Consider the following 14,968-nt stretch of genomic DNA (forward strand, 5'->3'; position numbering starts at 1 on the left):
TATGAAGAGATATATTTAATTTACTATAGTCTCTATATATTAAATATTTGTATGTTTTTTAAGAAGGTGTTATAAATTATGTTTTTAAAAATTATAAAGAATACTTATAATGAAATAAAAGTTTATTCGTTATTAGGTATTTTAGTTACGATTGGGTTAATGTTTTATGCCCATGGGTTCTCAATTAATATGTATGCTTTAATAGGTAACATATTATTAGGATATATCTTTGCTTTTTGTATTTTTATAATTAATCAAATCATAACCTTAATATTATATAAATTATTTCCTAGATATAAAAAGTTTATTATATTAAGGTTAGTAATTTTCTTTTTGATTAGTATTTCTATTTCATTTGTTTTAATAGAAATATTTGCATTAGTTGTTAATTTTACTAATTTTAAAGCACATAATTTTTATACAATTAATAATGTTTTTAAATGTTCTTTTGCTATAGGATTTGTAGCAGTAGCTATATATTCAGTAATTATAACATATAAAGAAAAATTAAGATTAGAAAGAGTTAATAAAAAATTATTACTAACAGAAGAAAGAAATAAAATTGCAAGAGAAATTCATGATGAGGTGGGACATATATTAATTGCTTCAATAATGCAGATAGAATTAAGTAAAAAATTAATTAAAAAGGGAGAGTTTAAATTAGCTTTAAAAAAATTAGATTCAGGGCAAAATAAGATTAGAAATGGTTTAGATGATATAAGAAAAATAGTAAGACTATTAAAAGAAGATAGAGACGAATTTAATTTAAAAGTTGCACTAAAGTTTTTAATTAAAGATTTCAAAGAAGCTACAAATGTAGATATAAAATATGACATTGATGAGATGAATAGATTGAATATTTTACAAGAAGAGATTATTTATAAAGCACTCAAGGAAGGACTAACTAATGGGGTTAAACATAGCAGGGCTGATAGATTTAGATTTAAATTAAAAAATAAAGGTAATAAAGTTGAATTTTTATTAAAAAATAATGGGTTAGGAACTGATGAAATAAAAAAAGGATTTGGGCTTGCTAATATGGAAGATAGAGTTAAAGGACAAGGAGGTTTATTAGAAATTGATTCAAAGAAAGGAAAGGGATTTAGCTTGAAAATAAAAATTCCTATCAGAGGAGATAATAATGAAAGAGATTAGAGTTTTAATAGCTGATGATCAATCATTGATAAGAGATGGTTTAAAAATGCTTTTAGATTTAGAAGAAGGCATAGAGGTAGTAGATACTGCCAAGGATGGTATGGAGGCTTATGATATGGTAAGAAAACACAAGCCAAATCTTGTATTAATGGATATAAGAATGCCTAAAATGAATGGGATATTGAGTATTAAAAAGATTAAAAATAATTATCCAGCGACAAAAATTATAGTATTAACAACTTTTGATGATAAGGATTATATCATAGATGTGTTTAACTATGGAGCAGAAGGATATATTTTAAAAGATATTGATAGCGAAAAACTTATAAAAGTAATTCGTGATGCGATTAATGATGAACTTCTTTTACCAGTTGAAATAGCTAAAAAATTAATAAAAGAAGAAAAAAAAGAAACTATTGCTTTGACAACGTTAGAGAAGGAAGTAGCTATGATGTTGGCTAAAGGAAGGGATAATAAACAAATAGCTAAAAGTTTAAATATTGCTTACGGAACGGCTAGAAATAAGGTGAGCTCTATTTATAATAAAATAGGTTTTAGTAATAGAAGTAAGGCAGTTTTATATTTAAAAGAATATTTTGATAATGAACAATAAGAATTAAACTTCATTTTAAAGAAATAGTAGGTGAAGAAGTAGATACTTATAATTGAACTATTTAAAAATTATAGATTTAAACTGTTAATTACTTTGATTTTAATTTTTATTCTATCTATAGTTATTGGTGTTAATTATTATATCATTATAGAAAGATCTTGATGAATGAATATAAAGAAACCAAACAAAATGCAATTAGTCAAACAAAAATGGTTTTGAATTTGCTTGATACTAATTATGTAATATCAAATTAAAAGAGCTTTAGATAATATAAGAAAAACAATAAGTGTGTTAAAAAATAGAGAAGAGATTGACTTTGTGAACTCAATGAAATTTTTAATTGATGATTTTGAAGAAGATACAGATGTATGTGTGAAGTATAAAATTGATAAAATATTTGAATTAACTCTTTTACAAGAAGAAATTATTTATAGAGCACTTAAAGATGGCTTAATTAATGGAGTTAGATATGGTCAGGCTACTATTTTTAGATTTGAATTGCAAAAGAGAGATAGTAAAATCAAATTAGAAGATAATGGTATAGGGTGCGAGAATTTAGAAAAAGGAGTTGGTCTTATAACTATAGAGGATAGAATTAAGGGACAAGGTGGGAGTTTAAAGATTAATTTTAAAAAAGGAAAAGGGTTTATTTTAGAAATAGAAATACCTTTAAGAGAAGATAAGCATTGAAAAACAATTAAATAATAATTATAAAAAGTTACAATTGTCATTGAAATTACTGACATTTGTGACTTTTTTGATGTTGAAATTTGTTATAATATAGATAATAGTTATATTGAATTTAGGAGGTGGAAAAAATTAGCATCTCGCTTTTAAAAAAAGAAAATAATTTTTCTTATACTTATAATCATTGTCAAGCAGTTTCAAAATATAGTGCTTTTTTGGCACAAGAAATAAATCTTAATCAAGAAAAAATAGAAGGAATTAAAATTGCAGCTGTATTACATGATATAGGAAAGATAGCAGTTCCTCATTTTATCTTACATAAACCAGAGCGTTTAACTAAAGAAGAATTTGAAGTAATAAAGCTTCATCCTTCTGTAGGATATAATATTTTAAAAGGAACTGGATTAAATAAAAAAATTCACCTTAATTCTATACTTTATCATCATGAAAGGTATGATGGGCAAGGATATCCAGAAGGTTTGAAAGGGGAAGAAATACCGTTAGAAGCTAGGATAGTAGGTATAGCAGATGCGTTTGATGCTATGACATCTAAACGACCTTATAATAAAGCCCTTTCAATTGAAAGGGGATTAAAAGAGTTAAAAGATAATGCTGGGAGTCAATTTGACCCTTATTTAGTAGAAGTTTTTGTTAATTCACAGTATTTCAGGAGGAGTATAAATGAATAAATTTAGTATTAGAGTTAAAATAATAATTTCAATTTTAATATCTTCGTTTTTAATATCTACATTAGTAAGTATTGTTGCAACGACTAATAGTCAAAATTTATTAGAAAAAGAAGTTGAAGATAAGTTAGTAAATATGGCCGCTAATTATGCTAATGAATTCAGTCAAAGATTTATTTTAATTGAGGAATCAGTTGAACAGTTTGAAGAAATTATTAAACTAACTATTGATGTAGATAAGTTTAAAAATGATCCAAAATATATTGACGAATATAAAAAGAAAATAATTCCTATTGTTAAAGGCTTTGCAGATGGTCTTGAGGTCTCACCAAGTGCATATATATATTTTAATCATCAATTACTTGGTGAAGGGCATGATGTCTGGTATCAAGATGGAAATAATGATGGATATAGCATAAGACAAGAAGAAATACCACTAGAATATTTTGAAGATGAGAATAGAGCTAGCTCATGGTATTATAATCCAATAGATGCTGGAAGAGGTCTTTGGTCTGAACCTTATGAGACTACTTATGGAAAAAGTACTACTTTAATTTCTTACACTAAACCTATCTATAAGGATAATGTATTAATTGGAGTTGCAGGTATGGATTTTTTCTTTGAAGATATAAAAGAAGCAATAGAATCTATAATAGTTTATGATAGTGGATATGCTTGGTTACATAATCAAAATTTTGATTATCTTATTCATCCAGAATTAGAAGGTCAAAATTTACTTGAACTTGGAGCTAGGGATTATGAGTTTATGGCTGAAAGAATGTTAACTAAAAGAAATGGAGTAATTGAGTATGATTATGAAGGAGAAGATAAAATTTTAGGATATGCAACTTTAGTTAATGATTGGATATTAGCTATTGGGCCACCAATTGAAGAAATTCTAAGGTCTATAAATCGAACAAGAAATTTACTGATTATTTTAATAATTTTAGGAGTATTAATTTCAACTTTTATAGGTTATATAGTATCTTTAAAAATTACAAATTCATTAAATTTAGCAGTAGGGCAATGCGAAGAAATGGCCAATGGTGATTTCACAAGAGTATTAGGAGAAGAGTGGACTGAAAGAGGAGATGAGATAGGAGCATTAGCTCAAGGTTTTAATAAAATAACTTTTGCTATGAAAGATGTGATAACTAATATTTCGAACAATGTTGAGAATCTATCAGCTTATAGTGAGGAACTATCAGCTTCAGGAAATCAGGTTGGAGATGGTGCTAGTCAAGTAACACAATCAATTCAAGAAATTGCTTTAGGGGCAGAAGAGAGTACAGTTCAGATTGCTGAGATTAATCAAAAGATAGAAGACTTAATAAGTGAAATTGAAGAAATAGAAGATAAAACTAAGGAAATGACTAATGTTTCTAGTTCTGCTTTAGAATATATAGAAAAAGGTAATCAATCAGTTAATAAATCTGTAAAGGTAATAAATGAAGTTAAAGATGATACAAAAGAAGTTGCAGATATTATCTTTGATTTAGGAGAAACATCTAATCAAATTAATTGTATTGTAGGATTAATTGATGATATAGCAGATCAGACAAGCTTATTATCATTAAATGCAACAATAGAAGCTGCTAGAGCCAAAGAGCATGGTGAAGGTTTTGCAGTAGTAGCAGAAGAGATTAGAAACTTAGCTAATGAGACTTCTGAGGCAACTAATAATATAGCAGATTTGATTAATAATATGCAAAACAAAGTAAATAAAGCAGTAAAGAAGATGAAAGAGAATAAAGAGGTAGTTCGAACAGGGGTAGCGAGGATAGAAGAGACAGGTACTTCATTTAAAGATATCCAAGAAGTTGTAAATAAACTTAGTAGTATTATTTGTGATGTAACAGCTAGTACAGAAAATATGACAGCTAATAGTAAAGAAGCAAAAGAGAAAGTAGATAATATAGCTGAAGTAACAGAAGAGTTTGCAGCTAATACAGAAGAAGTATCAGCATCAAGTGAAGAACAGTCTGCTGCTACAGAAGAGATTATATCTGCTTCTTATGAACTATCAGAAATGGCTCAAACTTTGCAAAATTTAGTAGAGAAATTTAAGGTATAAATCTTGCTGTAAAACAGTAATAAATCTATACAAAGGAAAACTTTAATCTTCTGGAGGGTCTTTGATCCTTCAGTTTTTGAAAGAAGCGCGTTCTAATATAATAAGAGTTGATTTTTTTGAAAAATTAAAACAAAATATACTAGAGAGGTTAGTAATAAAGAGAATTAAGATAATAATAGCTGATGCTATTTCATTGATAAGAGAAGGAATTGAAATCATATTAAATTTGGAAGAAGGGTTAGAGGTTATAGCTACTGCAAGAGATGGTATTGAGGCTTATCAAAAAGTAAAAGAGCATCAACCAGATATTGTATTAATGGATATAGAAATGCCTAGAATGAATGGCATAGAAAGTAGTAAAAAGATTAAGAAGGATTATCCTAATACGAAAATTATAGCATTTACAAGCTTTGCCGATAAAGATTATATAATAGATATGTTTAGTTGTGGAGTAGAAGGATATATTTTAAAAAATATAGAGCCTAGCAAACTTATATAAGTAATTTATGATCTTGTTAATAATGAAATGTTTTTAGCAACTGAAATAGCCCAAAAATTAATAAATGAAAAAGTAAAAAAAGATTTTGATAAAGAGTAAGTCTTTTGTTTATCATACTAAAAAGATAACTTATTTAATGTCTGTTGAATATTAATTTAACAAAAATAAACAACTAATATATTAAGGTTAAAATAAAGTTATTAAAGGAGAGATAAAAGTGATTAGATTACTTAAAGAAAAGATAGAAAATAGCATTAGTAAGCAATTTATATTTATTTTAGCGCTTAGTATGATAATAACTTTTGTTATTGTTATTATGTTTATTAATCATTTAGTTGGTAGCAGAATATTTAATGTTGTAGATGTTAATACTTTTTTAACTACAGAGCAAAATATTCAGTTTATAGGTACTTGGTTTGAAGAAAGAAAAAATCAGATAGAAGACTATGCTGATATTCCTATAGTTCAGAGTATGGATTGGGAAAAAGCAGAGGATTATTTAAAAAGTAGACATAAAAAACATTCTAATATATATGATAACATTTGGATAGCGGATATTGAAGGGGATTTTATTACTACAGATGGTATAAAAGGAAATGCAAGAGAGAGGGATTATTTTGATAAAGTATTAAATGGTGAAGTAGTATTTTCTGAACCATTAATTTCTTTATCGACAGGAAATCCAATAGTAATTATTGTTGCTCCCATATTTAGTGAAAATAATCAAGTTATAGGAGTTATAGGTGGTAGTATTCTTTTAGATAATTTAACAGAGTTTATTTCTGATATGAGAGTAGAACATCCAGATTCTTATTCTTATATAATTGATAATTCAGGTTTAAATCTAGCTCATCCCAATACAGATTTGATTTTAGAAGCTAATATGAAAGATATTCCTGCATTTGAAGGTGTAGTAGATAATGTACTTAATAAGTCTTATGGAGAAGTAGATTATGTTTATGAAGGGGTAAAGACATATGCTTATTTTTATGAAATTCCAAATACTGATGGTTGGAAACTAATAACTAGAGTCCCAGCTGAATTTATAGATGAACCGATTTCTGAAGTTAGGAATAGATTAATGATTGCTTTAATAATAGCTTTATTTATTTTATTGATCATAGGGTATAAAGTTATTAGTCTATTTGGAAAGGGTTTAAATCTTGCAGCAATTGATTTTGAAAAGATGGCTAATTATGATTTTACTGACATAAAAGAAGAAGATTTAACTAAAAGAAAAGATGAATTTGGTAGGTTAGGACGAGCCTATAATAAAATAAACTTTGCTATGAAAAATATGATAACTAATGTTTTAAATAATGTTGATAATCTATCAGCTCATAGTGAAGAATTATCAGCTGCAGGAGATCAGGTTGCAGATGGTGCTAGTCAGATAACACAATCAATTCAAGATGTTGCTTCGGGTGCAGAAGAGAGTACAGTTCAAATAGAATATATTAATCAAAGTATAAAATATTTAACAGATGAGATTGAAGGGATAGAAAGCAAAACTAAACAAATGATTGATGTTTCTAATTCTGTTTTAGAAGATATAGAAAAAGGTAATCAATCAGTTAATAAATCTGTAAAGGTAATAAATGAAGTTAAAGATGATACAAAAGAAGTTGCGGATATTATCTTTGATTTAGGAGAAACATCTAATCAAATTAATTGTATTGTAGGGTTAATTAATGATATAGCAGATCAGACAAGTTTGTTATCTTTAAATGCAACAATAGAAGCTGCCAGAGCTAAAAAGTATGGTGAAGGTTTTGCAGTAGTAGCAGAAGAGATTAGAGATTTAGCTAATGAAACTTCTAAGGGGACTAATAATATAGCAAATTTAATTAATAATGTTCAAGAGAAAGTAAATAAAGCAGTAAAGAAAATAAAAGAAAATGAAAAAACAGTTAAAACAGGGGTAATTACCATAGAAGAAACAGGTATTTTGTTCAAAGATATTAAAAAAGTTGTAAATGAACTTAGTAACATTATTATTGATGTAACAAATAGTACAAAAAATATGACATCTAATAGTAGAGAAGTAAAAGAAAAAGTACAGAATATAGCTGAAGTAACAGAAGAGTTTGCAGCTAATACAGAAGAAGTATCAGCATCAAGTGAGGAACAGGCTGCTGCTACAGAAGAGATTATATCTGCTTCTTATGAACTATCAGAAATGGCTCACACTTTACAAAATTTAGTAGAACAATTTAAGGTATAGGTTGTATAATAAATCTTTAGGAGGGCTTTTTGCTTTCTTATTTTTCTAAATTTATATATAAAATGATTCTCTATCAATTGTTGTGTAAAAGACTCTTGTTTAAATTAATTAATCATATAGAATTTTTAATGTACCTTAACTTAAGTCATATTCTTCTAAGTGAACTTATTTATAATAACAATTCGTACCTCACCCTAACCTCTACGGAGAATAAACTTCAATTCCCCTTCGTACCAAGACCAGTCTCTCCTACCCTAGGAGAGGGAATAAAAAGCCTTTAGTTCACCCTCTCATAAGGTAGGAGGGGGGTGAGGTATAAAGTATGAAGCTTTGATTAACTTACACTGTGTCAAACACTCTACGTCTAAGATTATTTATATTTGGAACATCATAACCAGTTCTTTTAATCAATTTAATTTTATTATTAATGCCTTCAGTGTATCCATTATTTATCTTATAATTAAGGTAATTTAAAATCTTTGTTTCCCAACGCTTGATAGTTCCTTTACCATCATTAAATGGGGTTAATTATAAACTCAAATATAAATAAAGAAAAAATCATAAGAGGGAGTGATATAAATGTTTAAATTGATTAAAGAAAAGATAGAGAGTAGTATTAGCAGGAAGATGTTGTTTGTTTTAGCAAGTAGTATGATATTAGCGTTCATTATTGTTATCTTGCTGTCTAATCATTTAGTCAGTAGTAGAATGTTCAATATAGTTGATAGTAATGTTAGTATAACTATAGAACAGAATGCTCAATATGTAGGAGATTGGCTTGAAGAAAGAAAGCAACAGATAGAAGATTATGCTGATACCCCAGTAGTTAAGAGTATGGACTGGACTCAAGCAGAAGGGTATTTAAGTAGAAGACATAGACAATATTCAGATATATATGAATTATTCTATATTGCAGATTTAGATGGAGATTTTCAAACCACAGGTGGGGCAGATGGAAATGTGAAGAATAGAGAATATTTTCATTTGGCAATGCAAGGAAGGACTATAATTTCTGAACCATTAATTTCTAGAGCAACAGGTGAACCAAATATAGTTGTGGTAAGTCCTATAAGAGATAATGGACAGATAGTTGGAATGATGGGTGGTGCACTTAATTTAAGTAATTTGACAGACTTTATGTCTGATATGAGAGTAGATCATCAGGGTTCATATTCTTATATAGTTGATAGTTCTGGTTTAAATTTAGCTCATCCAGAAACAGACTTGATTTTAGAAGCTAATATGAGAGAAATTCCTGCTTTAAAAGGTATAGCAGATACTGTACTTAATGAAAGGTCTGGAGGAATATATTATGTTTATGAAGGTGTAGAAACCTATGCTTATTTTCATGAGATACCAAATACTGATGGTTGGAAGTTAGTAACTAGAGTTCCAGCTGAGTTTATAAATGAACCAATTTCTAATGTTAGGAATGGATTGATTATCTCCTTAATTATAACCTTAATTATCTTATTAATTATAGGTTATAAGAGTATGAGTTTTATAGCAAATACATTTAAATTAGCAATAGAAGACTGTGAGATTATGGCTGATGGTGATTTTACTAATATTCAAGGTGAAGAGTGGACTGAGAGAGGGGATGAACTTGGAAGATTGGCGAAAGCATTCAATAAGATAAATTTTGCTATGAAAGATGTGATAACTAATATTTCGAACAATGTTGAGAATCTATCAGCTTATAGTGAGGAACTATCAGCTTCAGCAGAAGAAGGCAATGCAAGTATAGATACTACAAGTGGATTAATTCAAAATATGTCAGCAGGAATAGAAGAGATTTCAGCATCTTCACAGGAAGTAGCCAGTTTTTCTGACCAAGCTAAGTTAGAGACTAACACAGGTAGTGAAAACATTAAAGATACTATAAGAAGTATTGAAGAAATTAATGAAGTTATTGCTGAGACAGTTGATGTTATAAAGCAATTAGATGAAAATTCTCAAGAGATTGAGCAAATTGTTGAATTAATAACTAATATAGCAGAGCAGACTAACCTACTAGCTTTAAATGCTGCTATTGAAGCTGCTAGAGCTGGAGAACATGGACATGGTTTTGCTGTAGTAGCAGATGAGATTAGATCTTTGGCAAGTGAAACTTCTAAAGCAACAGAAGAGATTTCTCACTTAATTAATAGGACTCAAGAACAATCTAAAAAGGGGATTAAAAAGGTTAAAGAGGTTGAAATTAAAGCTAAAAAAGGTCAAGAGATTGTTAAAAAGACAGGAGAAGTGTTTGGAAACATTAAGAAGTCAGTAGAAGAAACATCTTTACAAATAGAGCAGACTGCTAAAGCAAGTAATGATTTGGCACAAAATAGTGATGAAATAGTAAGTGCAACTGAAGATATAGGTGATATGTCTGGAGAAATATCTAATTCTTCACAGGAGTTAGCTCAAATGGCTCATAAATTACAAGAGTTGATAGCACAATTTAAGGTATAAACTTAATATTATTGTAGCTATATAAGGGAGAACAAATGGAAATTAGTTCAATTTATTATTGCACTTTAGGTAAATTAAATTTTATTATTGGGTGGGATACTAAAATAAATTCTTTTGAGGAAAAAGATAATGAAGAGATTAGAATTTAGCATATTTTTAAAGAGAATAATTTAAACTTAGAGTAAAGATTAAAAATAAAAGATATGGAGGAATATTTATGGATTGGGAAGTAAAATCAACAAATATAATCGATAGACTTAAAGATCTTAATCTAAAGAGGAATATATCAGAAAATAAAGATATTATGAGATTTGAGAAACAGGATAAATCTATAAAAGAAACAATTGGTTTAAAAGATGAAATTAAAATCTCTGAGGAATCAAAAAAAATGGAAAAAATCGGAAGGGTTTTTGATGTATGTTATTTAGATGAAAGAGGAGATATTGATTTTGAAAGAATAGAAAGAAGTTTAGAAAGCAGATTATCAATGAGAGAGATCTCCTTTGGTGAAGAATACGTAAGAAGAATTAATAATCAAGACTTTATAGATGATTTTGTTTATAGATCGCGCTTACTAGAGGATAAATTTGAATTTGTATTTGATGGTGATGAAAAAGAAACTATGCTTAATCAATTTGAGCAAGTTGTAGATGGTGTGTCTAATACCTTAATAAGAGAAATGACTAGTGAAATTGAAGATTTTTTTAATGGTAATTCTCCTTATATTTATAGTAGAGATAATTATGAAAAGTATGTAACAGATAAAGAGCAAGGAGAAGCTTTTAATACTGAAGATTTTAAAATAACTTTAGAAGAATTAATTGATCAAAGAATTAATGTGTTAGACGAGATAATTAATGAAAATCAAGAGGAATGGGATAGACGACTTAGGCAGACAGATGTATTTAGAGGAAGAAGTTTAGAAACTCTAAATTTTAATGAATTATTAAAAGATACTGTTAATGAAGAGAGTAGTCAATATACTAAACTTGAAGATATGAGTAATGATATATTACAAAATGTTATGATTATTACAAAAGAGTTAAATCAAGAGTTAGCAAGGTTTAGTAATTCTAGTTCGTTAGCTATGAATGAAGAGGTTTTAGGTATGAATTTAGGATTAAGCTATGCTAAATTAGATGTAATGGTGAGTGAATTAAATTTAAGTGATCAAGTAGGAGAAGAACTAAGAAGTGGATTAGATAGAAATATTGACAATAAAATCAAGCAATTTGAAGATATGAATAGAGATAAGATAAATAATGCTTTAGAGATGACGAAAAAGTTAAGTAAAAAAGAGAATTATGAATTAGAAAGTTTTTTTGCAGAAACAAAATTATATTTAGAAAAATCATATGATAATTTTTCTAAAACTATAGTTAAGGGGGGATTTGTTTTAGAAATTCCTGAATTATTTATTGAAATACAAATAGACAGTACAATAAATGGTATAGAGTCTAGATGGAATAAATTTAAAGATGATTATTATAATTAATAGGTAAAGGTGTAATATTATCAATTGTTTTTCAAACAAAATTAAGGAATATAGATTTTTGGAGATATAAATTATGAAGAGTCAACACTATATAGTATTGAGGTTAGAGAGGAAAAGTACTGAAGAATTTTCTATTGAAATTATTAAAGTAAAAGAGATTATAAATTTGATTATATTAAAGGAATAACTAATTTAAGAAGAAAAGTTGTTATTATTGATTTAAGAAAAGGTTTCTGAATTTATTTTTTTACTGCTGATAGGAAGAATTAACTTATCTACCAGCACTTTGATTATAATACATTTGAGGAAAAAGTTAATGAAGAAATTACAATATATCATATATTTAAAGAGAACAATCTAAATTTAGGGAGAAATCTAAAATAAAAGGTGAGGAGTGCCAGTATAAATTGGAAAGTAAAATCAACAAGTGGATTAAAAAAAGGAGAGGGTTATATGATTGAGGTAAGGAATCTGACAAAGGAGTTTAAGGTTTACAAGCGAGATCCTGGTTTGATTGGAGCACTAAAAAGTTTATATAAGAAAAAGGCTGAGATTAAACGAGCAGTTGATCAGATATCATTTAGTATTGATAAGGGAGAGATTGTAGGGTACATTGGCCCAAATGGAGCAGGGAAATCTACAACTATTAAGATGATGACTGGTATTTTGGTTCCCAGCAGTGGAGAATGTATAGTTAATGGGGTAGTCCCTTATGAGAATCGTAAGTTAAATGCCAAGGATATAGGGGTAGTTTTTGGTCAGAGGAAACAGCTATGGTGGGATCTTCCTTTGACTGAGACCTTCTCTATACTAAAAGAGATATATAATGTAAGTGATAGTGATTTTAAATAGAGGATGGATTTTTTAGATAAGACCTTGGAGCTAGAGGAGTTTATCTCAAGCCCTGTTAGAACTTTGTCTTTGGGCCAACGAATGAGAGCTGATTTGGCTGCTTCTTTATTACATAATCCTAAGGTTTTATACTTAGATGAGCCGACAATAGGCTTAGATATAGTCGTTAAGGAGAGAATTAGAGAAGCGATTAAGGAGATAAATAGAAGATATCAGACTACTATAGTCTTAACAACCCATGATGTTGATGATATTGAAGAGCTGTGTGATAGGATGATCATTATCGATCAAGGAAAGAAGATCTATGATGGGAAGATTAAAGAGATTAGTGATACCTATGGGTATATGAGAACAATACAGGTAGATTTAAAGTATTCAGATGATATAGAGAAGATGGACTTCTCTAAGGACTTTAATTTAGATGAGGAGGATTTGAAGGTTTGGAATGAGGATAACTCCTTATTTATTAAATTTAATAAAAACAAGGTGAGTATGCCTCAGATAGTCTCTTATGCCATGGAAAAGGCAGAGGTAGTTGATATTAATATTCAAGAAACCAAGATAGAAGAAATTATTAAGAGGATTTATAGAAATGAGGTGACCTTTTAATTGGAAATTAGAAAGCGCTTTAAGGTGTATTGGCCCTTTTCTATAAGTGTTATACAAACTTTATTAAGTTATAGGGTCAACTTCTTTATCTTTGTTGCAGGTGGGATATTACAGACCTTTGTAATATATTACTTATGGAGGGCTGTCTTTTATAGCTCTGGTCAAGAAACTTTAGAAGGTTTTACAATAGGTACTATGTTAATTTATATCTTTATGAGTGAGATAACTTCAAGAATAGTTCAATCAGATGTAGATAGGGCCATAGGTGATGAGGTAAAACAGGGGACAATAGCTATGAATTTGATTAGACCTATATCTTATCATATTAGATTGTTATTTATGGCAATAGGAGGAAACCTCTACCAATTCATCTTTATCTGTTTGCCTATCTGGGTTGGGGTAGAATCCTATAGATATTTCTCCTTAGGGGGAGGATTGCCAGATTTGAGGGTCTTTTTCTTTTATTTTTTAAGTATTAGCTTAAGTTTTATTATATTATTCTTATTTAATTTATGCTTTGGGTTGATGGCTTTTTTTGTTACTAATATGTGGGGCTTTAGTCGGCTTAAAGGGGTTATTATAGCTTTCTTCTCCGGTCAGATAATACCTTTGGTGTTTTTTCCAGAAGCTTTGCAAAGAATCTTAAACTTTTTTCCTTTTGCTTCAATGAACTATATACCAGTAATGATTTATTTAAATAAGATAGAAGGTAATGAGATGTTTAGGGCATTAGGAGTACAATTTTTCTGGGTTATTATCTTAGGGATTATTAGTACCTTAATTTGGAATAAGGCTATATCAAGACTTACAATATTAGGGGGTTAGAGGATGAGAAAGTATTTTCGATTATATTTTAAATTTTTATCTCAGTATCTAAAGGGGTTAATGGAGTATAGAATAGATTTTTTTGTCGGTTTTTTCACCTTTCTTGTAACCCAAGCAACAGGAATAGCTTTTATCTACCTTATCTTTAGGCAGATTCCTCATTTGGCTGGGTGGAGTTTTGAAGAGATAATGTTTATCTATGGATTTGCTCAAATACCTAAAGGTATAGACCATTTATTTACTGATAATTTATGGGCATTAAGTGGTAGAATTATTGTTAGAGGTGAATTTGATCGATACCTTTTAAGGCCTATTAACCCTCTCTTTCATTTAATAGCAGAAGTCTTTCAGCCTGATGCTTTTGGAGAGTTGGCAGTGGGGATAATACTTGTAATTATAGCTGTAATAAGACTAGGTATAACTTTTACTATTCTAGATATCTTTTTATTTGGAGTAGCTATTATCTTTGCTACCTTAATCTATACATCAGTTAAATTGATCTTTGCCTCTTTAGCATTTTGGATTAAGTTTAGTCAAGCATTTTTATATATGACTTATTCTTTAAGTGACTTTGCTAAGTATCCAATAACTATCTATTCCAAGTGGATTAGAAAGGTATTAACTTTTATTGTTCCTTTTGCCTTTACTGCGTATTTTCCTGCAAGTTATTTTGTAGATAAAGTAGATGGGTTGGTGGCTATAGGTGGAACTATTTTAGTTGGAGTAGTCTTTTCTGTGATTTCTTATTCAGTCTGGCTTAGAGGGATAAGTGTTTATGAGAGTGCGGGAAGT

11 protein-coding genes and 2 pseudogenes are annotated in these 14,968 nt (G+C 28.7%); 12 read left to right on the plus strand and 1 reads right to left on the minus strand.

Annotated features, from left to right (window positions below):
- Window positions 1-78 precede the first annotated feature (78 nt).
- The 7 genes from HALSAC_RS16450 to HALSAC_RS16460 all read left to right on the plus strand — a co-directional run bounded on the left by HALSAC_RS16450 (window position 79) and on the right by HALSAC_RS16460 (window position 7,938).
- Complete coding sequence (locus HALSAC_RS16450) at window positions 79-1,155, plus strand: sensor histidine kinase (protein WP_051412138.1); 1,077 nt, start codon at window positions 79-81, stop codon at window positions 1,153-1,155.
- The gene (locus tag HALSAC_RS0107995; RefSeq protein WP_027339833.1) at window positions 1,142-1,768 is read left to right on the plus strand and encodes a response regulator transcription factor; all 627 of its coding nucleotides are present in this window, start codon (window positions 1,142-1,144) and stop codon (window positions 1,766-1,768) included. The genes HALSAC_RS16450 and HALSAC_RS0107995 overlap by 14 nt, the downstream gene beginning before the upstream one ends.
- A gap of 327 nt (window positions 1,769-2,095) precedes the next feature.
- Window positions 2,096-2,458, plus strand: a complete 363-nt coding sequence (locus tag HALSAC_RS0108000; RefSeq protein ID WP_211231323.1) for a sensor histidine kinase — start codon at window positions 2,096-2,098, stop codon at window positions 2,456-2,458.
- Between the two features lie 119 nt (window positions 2,459-2,577).
- Entirely contained in the window at window positions 2,578-3,144 is a 567-nt protein-coding gene (locus tag HALSAC_RS15375) for an HD-GYP domain-containing protein (RefSeq protein WP_035571534.1), read from the plus strand.
- Window positions 3,137-5,215 (plus strand): methyl-accepting chemotaxis protein, encoded by a 2,079-nt coding sequence (locus tag HALSAC_RS16455; protein ID WP_051412139.1) that lies wholly within the window; start codon window positions 3,137-3,139, stop codon window positions 5,213-5,215. Before HALSAC_RS15375 ends, HALSAC_RS16455 begins: the two co-directional genes overlap by 8 nt.
- Window positions 5,216-5,291: 76 nt before the next feature.
- A complete protein-coding gene (locus tag HALSAC_RS15385) occupies window positions 5,292-5,714 on the plus strand; it encodes a response regulator (protein ID WP_211231324.1) in 423 nt (140 codons plus the stop codon).
- A gap of 217 nt (window positions 5,715-5,931) precedes the next feature.
- Window positions 5,932-7,938 carry a methyl-accepting chemotaxis protein gene (locus HALSAC_RS16460; RefSeq protein WP_051412141.1) on the plus strand — a complete coding sequence of 669 codons (2,007 nt, stop codon included), beginning with the start codon at window positions 5,932-5,934 and terminating at the stop codon, window positions 7,936-7,938.
- Window positions 7,939-8,277: 339 nt separating this feature from the next.
- Here HALSAC_RS16460 and HALSAC_RS17815 read toward each other — a convergent pair.
- Window positions 8,278-8,451 (minus strand): annotated as a pseudogene (locus HALSAC_RS17815) (transposase); the annotation flags it as partial.
- A gap of 66 nt (window positions 8,452-8,517) precedes the next feature.
- On the opposite strand from HALSAC_RS17815, the gene HALSAC_RS16465 reads away from it, so the two are divergent.
- The 5 genes and pseudogenes from HALSAC_RS16465 to HALSAC_RS0108060 form a co-directional block, all read left to right on the plus strand.
- Complete coding sequence (locus tag HALSAC_RS16465) at window positions 8,518-10,395, plus strand: methyl-accepting chemotaxis protein (protein WP_051412142.1); 1,878 nt, start codon at window positions 8,518-8,520, stop codon at window positions 10,393-10,395.
- A 217-nt stretch (window positions 10,396-10,612) separates the two neighbouring features.
- Window positions 10,613-11,890 carry a hypothetical protein gene (locus tag HALSAC_RS0108040; RefSeq protein WP_027339836.1) on the plus strand — a complete coding sequence of 426 codons (1,278 nt, stop codon included), beginning with the start codon at window positions 10,613-10,615 and terminating at the stop codon, window positions 11,888-11,890.
- Between the two features lie 453 nt (window positions 11,891-12,343).
- Window positions 12,344-13,351 (plus strand): annotated as a pseudogene (locus HALSAC_RS17500) (ABC transporter ATP-binding protein).
- On the plus strand, window positions 13,352-14,176 hold the full coding sequence (locus HALSAC_RS0108055) for an ABC transporter permease (RefSeq protein ID WP_051412143.1): 825 nt from the start codon (window positions 13,352-13,354) through the stop codon (window positions 14,174-14,176).
- Between the two features lie 3 nt (window positions 14,177-14,179).
- The coding region (locus HALSAC_RS0108060) for an ABC transporter permease (RefSeq protein WP_027339838.1) at window positions 14,180-14,968 on the plus strand (789 nt) is incomplete at its 3' end.

It is taken from the genome of Halonatronum saccharophilum DSM 13868, assembly GCF_000517025.1.
In the GTDB taxonomy this organism is placed as follows: domain Bacteria; phylum Bacillota; class Halanaerobiia; order Halobacteroidales; family Halobacteroidaceae; genus Halonatronum; species Halonatronum saccharophilum.

Coding starts and splice junctions, on each gene's coding strand:
- HALSAC_RS0107995 (WP_027339833.1), top strand. CDS start 1,142: ATGAAAGAGATTAGAGTTTTAATAGCTGATGATCAATCATTGATAAGA.
- HALSAC_RS0108040 (WP_027339836.1), top strand. CDS start 10,613: ATGGATTGGGAAGTAAAATCAACAAATATAATCGATAGACTTAAAGAT.
- HALSAC_RS0108000 (WP_211231323.1), top strand. CDS start 2,096: ATGAAATTTTTAATTGATGATTTTGAAGAAGATACAGATGTATGTGTG.
- HALSAC_RS16455 (WP_051412139.1), top strand. CDS start 3,137: ATGAATAAATTTAGTATTAGAGTTAAAATAATAATTTCAATTTTAATA.
- HALSAC_RS16465 (WP_051412142.1), top strand. CDS start 8,518: ATGTTTAAATTGATTAAAGAAAAGATAGAGAGTAGTATTAGCAGGAAG.
- HALSAC_RS16450 (WP_051412138.1), top strand. CDS start 79: ATGTTTTTAAAAATTATAAAGAATACTTATAATGAAATAAAAGTTTAT.